Annotated in this window: 5 protein-coding genes; 4 read left to right on the top strand and 1 reads right to left on the bottom strand. The window is 45.8% G+C overall.

Annotated elements, in window-relative coordinates:
- The first annotated feature begins 317 nt into the window (after nt 1–317).
- The 3 genes from JUI58_RS07945 (at nt 318) to JUI58_RS07935 (ending at nt 8,244) form a co-directional block, all read left to right on the top strand.
- Nucleotides 318–2,492, top strand: a complete 2,175-nt coding sequence (locus JUI58_RS07945; protein WP_204103228.1) for a glutamine synthetase III — start codon at nt 318–320, stop codon at nt 2,490–2,492.
- Nucleotides 2,493–2,612: 120 nt separating this feature from the next.
- On the top strand, nt 2,613–3,551 hold the full coding sequence (gene ppk2, locus JUI58_RS07940; protein WP_204103227.1) for a polyphosphate kinase 2: 939 nt from the start codon (nt 2,613–2,615) through the stop codon (nt 3,549–3,551).
- Nucleotides 3,552–3,663: 112 nt separating this feature from the next.
- Nucleotides 3,664–8,244: a PAS domain S-box protein gene (locus tag JUI58_RS07935; RefSeq protein ID WP_204103226.1), complete on the top strand. Its 4,581-nt coding sequence runs from the start codon at nt 3,664–3,666 to the stop codon at nt 8,242–8,244.
- A gap of 19 nt (nt 8,245–8,263) precedes the next feature.
- Here JUI58_RS07935 and cofG read toward each other — a convergent pair whose 3' ends face one another.
- Nucleotides 8,264–9,208 carry a 7,8-didemethyl-8-hydroxy-5-deazariboflavin synthase subunit CofG gene (gene cofG, locus JUI58_RS07930; protein WP_204103225.1) on the bottom strand — a complete coding sequence of 315 codons (945 nt, stop codon included), beginning with the start codon at nt 9,206–9,208 and terminating at the stop codon, nt 8,264–8,266.
- Nucleotides 9,209–9,336: 128 nt separating this feature from the next.
- On the opposite strand from cofG, the gene psbA reads away from it, so the two are divergent.
- Nucleotides 9,337–10,419, top strand: coding sequence for a photosystem II q(b) protein (gene psbA, locus JUI58_RS07925; protein WP_204103224.1), 1,083 nt, complete (start codon nt 9,337–9,339; stop codon nt 10,417–10,419).
- The last annotated feature ends 58 nt before the right edge of the window (nt 10,420–10,477 follow it).

Below are 10,477 nucleotides of genomic sequence, written 5' to 3'. Positions count from 1 at the left end.
CACTGAGAACGCCAGTTGTTCTGGGAACGCTACGAGGTCTCTCGTAGCTGAAAGAATCCCCAACCATAATCTTTGATTTGGTTGGGGAGCGTTCAATCATAACGAATAGTGGTAAAAATTGCGACTTTATGCGGTGCGATCGCGGCAATAAGGCGATCGCAAACTTTTCCGACTAACTGGGAAAGACTCATCATTAATATTCCCTAATATTCCCTCAGACAGAAGATCGCAATAATCGAGATTTTTGGTATATATGGCATCTATTTTGCAACTCCACTTTGACTATTATGGTTCGGTTAAACACTAAAACAAGAACTATGAGTGGAAATGAAGCTCGCATCAAAGCAATTCATCAGATCGCCAACCGCGAGGCGATGCCGCCAAAAGCGCCAGAAAAATTAGAAAAAATGTGGGCAGAGAACGTCTTCAACCTCAGTAAAATGCAGGCAAGTCTCCCCAAATCCATTTTTAAATCTATCAAAAAAACAATTGTCACCGGCCAAAAACTCGATCCCTCTATTGCCGATGCCGTTGCCACTGCAATGAGAGATTGGGCGATTTCCAAAGGAGCGCTCTACTATGCCCACGTATTTTATCCCATGACCAACCTGACGGCTGAAAAGCACGACGGTTTCATCTCTGTACAAGGAGACGGCAGCGTTATTTCTGAATTTTCCGGTAAAGTGCTGGTGCAGGGGGAACCCGATGGCTCTTCCTTCCCCAATGGCGGCATTCGGGATACTTTTGAAGCGCGGGGATATACCGCTTGGGACGTAACCAGCCCAGCCTACATCATGGAAACGGACAATGGGGCAACCTTTTGCATCCCGACGGTTTTCGTCTCCTGGACCGGAGAAGCCCTTGATAAAAAAGTCCCGCTCCTGCGCTCCATTGCAGCAATGGATAAAGCAGCCAGCAAAGTTTTAAAATTACTTGGATATGAAGATGTTGCTCATGTGAACTCTAGCTGCGGTGCCGAGCAAGAATATTTTTTGGTGGATGCTAATTTTGCCAGTCAACGTCCCGATCTCCTCCTCGCAGGCCGCACCCTATTCGGTAAGGCTCCCGCGAAGGGTCAAGAGTTTGACGATCATTATTTTGGGGCAATTCCAGAGCGAGTACAAGTCTTCATGCAGGATGTGGAAGAGACAATGTACAAACTCGGCATTCCCGCCAAAACCCGCCATAATGAAGTCGCTCCAGGTCAATTTGAAATTGCACCCTTTTTTGAATCGGCAAACGTGGCCAGCGACCATCAGCAACTCACCATGACGATTCTCAAGCATACCGCAAAGAAACACGGTTTTATGTGTTTGCTGCATGAGAAACCCTTTGCAGGGATTAATGGTTCCGGTAAGCACGTTAACTGGTCTGTGGGGAACTCCACTCAAGGCAACTTGCTCGATCCTGGAGATTCTCCCCACGAAAATGCTCAGTTTCTGGTGTTCTGCGGTGCGGTAATTCGAGGGGTTCACAAGTATGGACCGCTTATGCGCGCTGTCATTGCAACAGCCAGTAACGATCACCGACTGGGGGCAAATGAAGCACCTCCGGCGATTATATCTGTTTATTTGGGAACTCAATTAGAAGAAGTTTTCGAGCAGATTAAAACGGGAACAGTCAGCGAATCTAAAAAGAAAGGTGTAATGGATCTCGGGGTTGACGTGCTACCTCAACTGACCAAAGATCCCGGCGATCGCAACCGCACATCTCCCTTTGCTTTCACAGGAAATCGCTTTGAATTCCGTGCCGTAGGCTCTAACCAATCGGTTTCCGGTCCGTTGATTGCTCTGAATACGATGCTGGCAGATTCTCTTGATTGGATCGGCAATCGTTTGGAGAGCGAATTAGCTAAAGGAATAGAACTCAATACTGCCATCATTACGGTACTTAAAGAGGTGATGGAAGAGCATAGTGCAGTCATTTTTGGCGGTAATGGCTATTCTGAAGAATGGCACAAAATGGCGGTGGAGGAACGCGGTTTAACAAACTTACCGACCACCGCAGATGCCCTACCGGTTCTCAAAGCAGAGTATGTTGAAGACCTGTTTAAAAAGACGGGGGTTTTAACACCAGTGGAGCTAGAAAGCCGCTTTGAAGTTTATGCAGAGCAGTATATTCTCTCTATTGAAGTGGAAGCCAAGCTGGTTGTAAATATGGCAAAAACGATCATTTATCCCGCAGCACTTGAGTATTTAGCAAAACTGTCCTCAACGATCGCGACTTTGACGGGTTTGGGTATCGATCTTGGGAAAGAGAGTGCGAAAAAAGTTGCCGATCTGACTAATTCTCTGGTTGCTGCGATCGCTAAATTGAGCGCTATTATTGAGAAGCATGATTTTGCTTCAACTGAAGAGAAAATGCAGTATTGTGCGAAAACAATTCGTCCAATGATGGATGAGATTCGCGAATATGTTGACGCTCTTGAAGGGGAAATTGCTGATAGTTTCTGGCCCTTGCCGACGTATCAAGAAATGTTGTTCATCAAGTAACTTCGGTGTTGAGATAATTCAACATTAGTTGGCGATCGAGACAAGAGATAGCTCTCTTGTCTCAGCATACTTTCCTATTTTCTCTCTGTTTAATTGCACCTATACACGGACATTAAAATGATGAATGAGAATAATTCTAAAACTGCAATCCTCGACAAAAAACTCCCAGAAGATAAGAGCAAAAAGAAAAGTAAGAAAAAACGCAAGAAAGAGAAAAAAGCCAATCTAAAGAACTCCAAAAAAAAGGCTTCCTACCATATTTCTGAAGGAGAAGGCAGTTCTAAACTGGACAAGAAGTTTTATGAAAAAGAACTTACCCGTCTGCAAGTGGAACTGGTAAAGATGCAATACTGGGTTAAGCATACTGATACTCGCATTGTCATTTTGTTTGAAGGACGCGACGCAGCAGGTAAAGGCGGCACGATTAAACGCATTACCGAACCTCTCAATCCTCGAGGGTGTAGAGTGGTGGCATTGGGTACTCCCAGCGATCGCGAAAAAACGGAATGGTATTTCCAGCGCTATGTCGCTCATTTACCTTCAGCCGGTGAAATTGTTTGTTTCGATCGCAGTTGGTACAACCGTGCTGGGGTAGAAAAAGTGATGGGTTTTTGCAGCGATGCACAGTACGAGGAATTTATGCAAACTTGTCCGCAATTTGAGCGAATGTTGGTCAAGTCCGGTATTATCTTATTAAAATATTGGTTTTCCGTCAGTGATGAAGAGCAAGAACGGCGTTTTCAGGCTCGCACGACAGATCCCGCTCGTCGTTGGAAATTGAGTCCGATGGATTTAGAGTCCCGCGATCGCTGGGCAGACTATTCTCAAGCCAAAGATACCATGTTTGCCCACACCAATATTCCGGAAGCACCTTGGTTTACGGTGGAAGCAGATGACAAAAAACGCGCTCGTCTCAACTGCATCAGTCATTTTCTCAGCAAGATTCCCTATGTTGATATGACCCCAGAACCGCTAGAACTCCCACCACGCAAGGGCGCTCCCCAAAATTACCTGCGTCCCCCTCTCAATGAGCAGTTTTTTGTGCCTCAGTTATATTGATATTATATTGAAATATCGAAATAGAGGCTTTGCTTAAAAAAAAGAAATGGGAGAACCTCGATCTTTATTTGTAAAATGTTAAGGAGACGGAAAATTGCCAACTTAATTCAGAATGCCATTCAGACTCTTGCTTGCTCGATGGTTAAAAACAGCCCCAAAACTCTCTCTCTACTGGATTCTTAGTGTTCCCTTTGCCCTACAGATAGCGATCGCCGTTGGGTTAACAGGCTTTTTATCTTTACAGCACGGTGAAAGAGTAGTGGATAAATTGGCTGAAAATCTGATGGAAGAAGCCGGCGATCGCGTTCGCGAAAACCTACAGTATTATCTTAATACCCCCCACCTCCTACAACAAATTTATCGCTCAAACTTGCGAAGCGGACAGTTAAACCTCGATGATTTAGGGAAACTAGAACAGTATTTTTGGTATCAACTGCAAGAAAGCGACAATATCGAGAGTTTGTCTTTTGCCAACGAAAAAGGAGAATATATCAGCATTGAGCGGGATCTGGCTCAAGCCACCTTATACGAACAAATCTTCCTCACCACCCTGCGTACTCCAGAGACTGCTTTTCAGCTACACAGCTATCTCGCCATTCAGCCAGGAGATCGCTCAGAACTCCTTGATATCCCCGAATTCGACCCCCAGACCCTACCTTGGTATAAAGCCGCCAAACAAGCCAAAACCAGTACCTGGGGTTATCCTCTCCCCTCCCCAGAACAGCCCCGTTTAACCCTCAAGGCAACCCTGCCCATTTATAATGAAACTGGATTTTATGGCGCGATCGCCACAGAAATTTCCCTAGATCCCCTCAATGAACTGCTGCGAAATCTCAACTTAGGTCAAACCGGTAAAGCCTATATTATCGATCGCAATGGTCAGATTATCGCCACCTCAACCCTAGAATTGCCCGTCACTGGAAAAAAACGCCTTAACCTGCAAAATAGCCGCGATCGCGCCCTACCATTCATTAGCGAGAAACTCCTACCCCACTGGGAAGATATCGAGAAACCCGAGAACTCAATCTTCACGTTTGACGGAGAAAAACAATATCTGCGAGTTATTCCCTTTCAAGACGAGAGAGGACTAAAATGGTTCATCGTTGCCATTGTTCCTCATGGGGAATTTAGGGGAGCAATTCAGGAGAGTCGGCAAGGAATTATCCTCATTTGTATTGTCGCCCTCGGGGTATCTATTCTCTTGGGCATCGCAACAACAATTTGGATTTTGCGTTCCTTATATCCCTTAAGAGTTGCCAGTCGCACCCTAGCCCGAGGGGACTTCAACAAGGCGATCGCCCCCACCTCTGGCATGGGAATTCGTGAATTAGATACATTTCAGCACAGTTTTGCAGCCATGTTGGAGCAAGTCCAAACCTCTTTTCAGCAACTGGAGGAAAGCAACGAAAATCTACAAACCCGCGTTGAAGTCAGCCAAGATACACTACGACTGTTAAAACGTGCTGTAGAAGCCTCCAGTAATGGCATAGTCATTAGTGATGCCCGAGGGCGAGGTAACGATTTTCCCATCATCTATACTAACTCTGCTTTTGAAAGCATTACCGGCTACCGAGAAATTGAAGTCTTGGGGCAGAATTTCTTATCTTTTCAAGGGCGAGAGTCAGAACAACCCGAACTGGAAACCTTAAAAATTGCTTTGGAAAAGCAGGAAACCTGCCGAGTGATTCTGCGAAATAGTCGTAAAAATGGCACTTTATATTGGAATGATATTGCCGTCGCCCCCGTGCGCGATCGCGATGGGCAAGTCACGCATTTTGTCGGCATTCAATCGGATATTAGCGAACGTCAAGAAACCCTCGAAAACCTTCAGCACCAAATCGATCGCATTTTACTGTTCAAACGCATTACTGAAGACATTCGTGCCAGCTTAGAACTTGAGGAAATTTTCACCACTGCAGCCGAACAAATCGGCCAATTTCTCCGCGTTACGCGCTGTCATATTATGACCTATAAACAGGCAACAGGAGGGAATAGGCAACAGGAAATTAGATCCCAGGGGACTCTTCCTCTCGTTGCTGAATATGTTCTTCCGGGTTATACCTTCCATGCTCCTTTTGAAATTCCCGTGGCGGGAAATATCCACGCCCAAACGATGTTAAGTCAGGATGCGGCGGTTATTTCTGCTGATGTCTATGCAGATCCCCTCCTCAAAGACATGGAGCCATTGTGTCGTCAGATGGAACTCAAATCAATGGTTGCTGTACGAACCTCCTATCATGGGGAAGCTAATGGCTCCATCGCCGTACATCAATGCGATCGCCTGCGTCAATGGACAGAGGATGAGATTGAATTATTGGAATCTTTAGCCGCAACGGTGGGGATCGCCATCGCCCAAGCTACTTTCCTCAAGCAGGAGAAACAACAGCGCTTAGAACTCGATCGGCAAAACCGCCAACTGCAACAAGAAATTCACGAACGTCAGCAAATAGAAGAAGATCTCCGTGCTTCTCGAGAACGCTTGGCTTTTCTGGTGGAACAAACCCCCATTGCTATTATTGAATGGAAACCCGATGGCGAAGTTGTTGCCTGGAATTCAGCCGCCGAAATGATTTTTGGTTATAGTAAAGCCGAAATTTTAGGACAATACGGTTTTGATTTACTCGTTCCCCCAGAAGTTCACGAGTCTGTTGAGCAAATTGTTGCCGATATTCTGCAACAGCAAGGGGGCACCTGTAGCATCTATGAAAATCGTACCAAGGACGATCGCGCGATCGTTTGTGAATGGCACAATACCAAATTAGTAGATGGTCGCGGTAATATTGTCGGTTTAGCTTCAATGGTGGTGGATATCACTGCCCGCAAACAAGCAGAACAAGCTCTGAAAGAACGAGAAGCACGCTTTCGCGCTATTTTTGAGAATTCTGGCATCGGTATTGGTTTGACTCGTTTGGATAGGGTCATTCTCGATGGCAATTCTGCCTTACAAAAGCTCCTCGGTTATTCAACAACGCAATTGCAACAATTACAACCCTTTGACTATATTCACCCTGACGATATTGATAGCGATCGCGCGGAATGGGAGGAACTTGTTGCAGGGATGCGAGATAATTATCAGGTGGAAAAACGCTATATTCGCCAAGATGGAAAGACTATTTGGGTGCGGGTCACTCCCTGCGCCATCGGACAAAACGGACAAGTAGAATATACATTCTGCATGATTGAAGACATTGACGAACGCAAAGAAGCTGAATTGGTTCTCCAAAAATCTAAAGAAGCGGCGGAAACTGCCAGTTATGCTAAAAGTCAGTTTCTTGCTAATATGAGCCACGAACTTCGCACCCCTCTCAATGCGATTATTGGCTTTACTCAGGTTATGGAACGCGATCGCGCCCTTTCCTCGGAACAACAGGAGCATTTGGGGATTATTCACCGCAGTGGGGAACATCTTCTCGACCTCATTGACGAGATTCTGGACTTGGCTAAAATTGAGGCAGGTCATATTAGTCTCAATGAAGAAAGTTTCGCGCTTTATGCTCTCCTCGATGCTATTGAAGAGATGTTACATCTCAAAGCAGAAGCCAAGAAATTGCAGTTGATTTTCAATCGCGCTGATAATATTCCCCAATATCTCATCGGCGATCGGGGCAAACTCCGCCAAGTTCTCATCAATCTTCTCAGTAATGCCATTAAGTTTACCCATCAAGGTAGCATCACCCTGCGAGTTAGTCAGGGAGCAGAGATTCCTCTTCTTGGTAAGGAGGAAATTGAGAGGGATAAAAAGCCTCATATAACGATTACTTTTGAAGTCGAGGATACAGGAGATGGCATCGACGAGTCAGAATTTGGCAGCCTTTTTACGGCTTTTGAACAAACGCAAACCGGTAAACAAGCACAAACTGGGACTGGTTTAGGACTGCCCATTAGTCGCAAGTTTGTGCAAATGATGGGAGGGGATATTGCTGTGAAAAGTACAGTGGGTCAAGGTTCAACCTTTTATTTTACACTGCCGTTCCAAATCACAGACATTGTAGAAACGGTTCCTCGCCAACAGCAAGCTAAGGTTTTAGGGTTGGCTTCTTCTCGCACCTATCGCATTCTTGTGGTTGACGATCGCCCTGAAAATCGACAATTAATGCTTAAACTCTTACAAACTATTGGCTTTGAGGCACAAGATGCAGCCAATGGTCAGGAGGCGATCGCGGTTTGGGAGTCTTGGAGTCCCCATTTAATTTGGATGGATATGCGAATGCCGGTGATGGATGGTTATGAAGCGACAAGGCGCATTAAAGCAACGGTTAAAGGTCAGGCTACAGTTATTATTGCTCTGACGGCCAGTGCTTTTGAGGAACAACGCGCGATCGTCCTTTCTGCTGGATGCGATGATTTTGTTCGCAAACCCTTTCAGGAGCATATTATTTTTGAGAAAATGGAACAGTATTTAGGTGTAGAATATATTTATGAGGAATATATTCCTGAAGAAATTACACCACAAGAAACTGAGTCTCAAGTCGTTTTGACTACCGCGATGTTGGCCAGCAATAGGCCTCGAGAATGGTTAGATGCGTTAGAAAAAGCCGGAATTGAAGCTAATGGCAAGGCGATCGCTCAACTGTGCGAACAATTACCAAAATCTCATCAAAATTTACACCGTACTTTGATGGATTGGGTTAATAATTTTCGCTTTGATAAAATTACAGATTTAACGGAAACAATTCTCAAAAATGAGGAATAATCTGGATTATAACAGAACCTCACCTTCTCCTGAAAGCGATCGCCTGCCGCGATCGCCAAGAAAGCCAGTCATAATATTGAGGATAAACGGGCAAACGAGGAAGAAAGTTCCATCCCGCAGGCTCAACAATTTGAGCGAGAAAGTCTGGTGTAGGATGGTCATAATTGGGATTGACTTCGTCTTTAGGGCTAATTCCCCCTAAATCCCTCGCCCCAGCCTCCAAACAGGCCAATAAAAAGTGAGCATCGGGAACTAAATTGGGAGGAATTTGAATAGTTATAGTTGCGGGGAGAATTTCTCTAGCCAAGGCGATCGCCGCTAACAAATCATCACCTTGTAATGCTCCTGCTTCGTAACTCTGCCTATTTCCAGGACTATAGGGCTGTAGAATCACCTCTTGAATGTGACCGTATTTTGCTTGTAGTGAGGCGATCGCCAGCAAACTCTCTCGCCAATCTACCCGCGTTTCCCCCAGTCCTAATAATAATCCTGTTGTAAAAGGAATCCGTAACTCTCCTGCCCATACTAACTGTTGCAAGCGGACTTCAGGAACTTTACTAGGAGCATTTTTGTGGACAGTTTGCAATAGTTTTGGCGTAACCTGTTCCAGCATCAACCCCATCGACACATTAACTTCCCGCAACCGCGCCATTTCCACAAAACTCAACGGACCCGCATTCGTATGGGGTAGAAAACCCAGAGAAAGTGCTAAATTACCCAGATCGTAAAGGCGATCGCACCACTCCTCCCGACGCGGACTTTGTGGATGTACCTCGCCACTTAAAATGAGAATCTCAACCGTCCCCGTCTCCCGAAGACCCTGCAAAATTGTCTCTGCTTTCCGCAACGTCAACCCGTCATCGCCCCCAGGATCGACCCGAAAATTGCAATAACTACAGCGATTAAAACATTCATAAGTTGGAACGAGGGTGTATGCCGGACTGTAGGTGACAGTTCGATTCATAGTTTTTTCTTATCGGTAAGGTAGAAAATCTTGATGAGAAAATTGTTTACGAAACGTAATACTTAGAGCTATTATTAACTTAATGAAGTCAAACAACTTCAGAATTCATTCTTGCAATAATCATACAAATGACTACAACAGTACAAACTCAACAAAGCGAGTCTTTGTGGGAACGTTTCTGTCAGTGGATTACCAGCACCAATAACCGTATTTACATCGGTTGGTTCGGTACCCTGATGATCCCCTGCTTGCTCACCGCAACCACCTGCTTCATTATCGCCTTCGTTGCCGCTCCTCCCGTGGACATCGACGGAATCCGCGAACCCGTTGCTGGTTCTCTGCTCTACGGAAATAATATTATTTCTGGTGCAGTTGTTCCTTCCTCCAATGCGATCGGGCTTCACTTCTACCCCATCTGGGAAGCAGCCAGCCTCGACGAATGGCTCTACAACGGTGGACCCTACCAGTTAGTCATCTTCCACTTCCTCCTCGGTTGCTTCTGCTACCTCGGTCGTCAGTGGGAATTGAGCTACCGCTTAGGAATGCGTCCTTGGATCTGCGTTGCTTACGCCGCGCCTTTATCCGCCGCTTGTGCAGTCTTCTTAGTCTACCCCATCGGTCAAGGTTCCTTCTCTGACGGAATGCCCTTGGGAATCAGTGGAACATTCAACTTCATGTTGGTCTTCCAAGCCGAGCATAATATCCTGATGCACCCCTTCCATATGTTGGGAGTAGCAGGAGTCTTCGGTGGAGCATTGTTCTCCGCAATGCACGGTTCATTGGTAACATCCTCCTTGGTTCGCGAAACCACCGAGAACGAATCCTTGAACTACGGCTACAAATTCGGACAAGAAGAAGAAACCTACAACATCGTTGCGGCTCACGGCTACTTCGGTCGCTTAATCTTCCAGTATGCCAGCTTCAACAACTCTCGCGCCCTGCACTTCTTCTTAGGTGCATGGCCGGTAATCGGAATCTGGTTCACCTCTTTAGGTGTCAGCACGATGGCGTTTAACTTAAATGGATTCAACTTCAACCAATCCATCCTTGATTCTCAAGGTCGCGTCATCAATACCTGGGCAGACATTCTCAACCGCGCTAACTTAGGATTTGAAGTTATGCACGAGCGCAATGCTCATAACTTCCCCTTAGACTTGGCTGCTGGTGAATCTGCACCTGTTGCTCTTCAAGCTCCCGTTATCAACGGTTAGATTGAGAGTATCAGTTGATGCCGATGCTAAGATTTTGTCTCCGCTAAGATAATCTCAT

The organism is Spirulina sp. CCY15215 (genome assembly GCF_016888125.1).
GTDB lineage: Bacteria > Cyanobacteriota > Cyanobacteriia > Cyanobacteriales > Spirulinaceae > CCY15215.
This window is presented reverse-complemented; position numbering and strand designations above follow the sequence as displayed.

Bases quoted from the DNA above. Each gene is read 5' to 3' on its own strand.
- JUI58_RS07945 (WP_204103228.1), top strand. From the start codon at position 318: ATGAGTGGAAATGAAGCTCGCATCAAAGCAATTCATCAGATCGCCAAC.
- ppk2 (WP_204103227.1), top strand. From the start codon at position 2,613: ATGAATGAGAATAATTCTAAAACTGCAATCCTCGACAAAAAACTCCCA.
- JUI58_RS07935 (WP_204103226.1), top strand. From the start codon at position 3,664: ATGCCATTCAGACTCTTGCTTGCTCGATGGTTAAAAACAGCCCCAAAA.
- cofG (WP_204103225.1), bottom strand. From the start codon at position 9,208: ATGAATCGAACTGTCACCTACAGTCCGGCATACACCCTCGTTCCAACT.
- psbA (WP_204103224.1), top strand. From the start codon at position 9,337: ATGACTACAACAGTACAAACTCAACAAAGCGAGTCTTTGTGGGAACGT.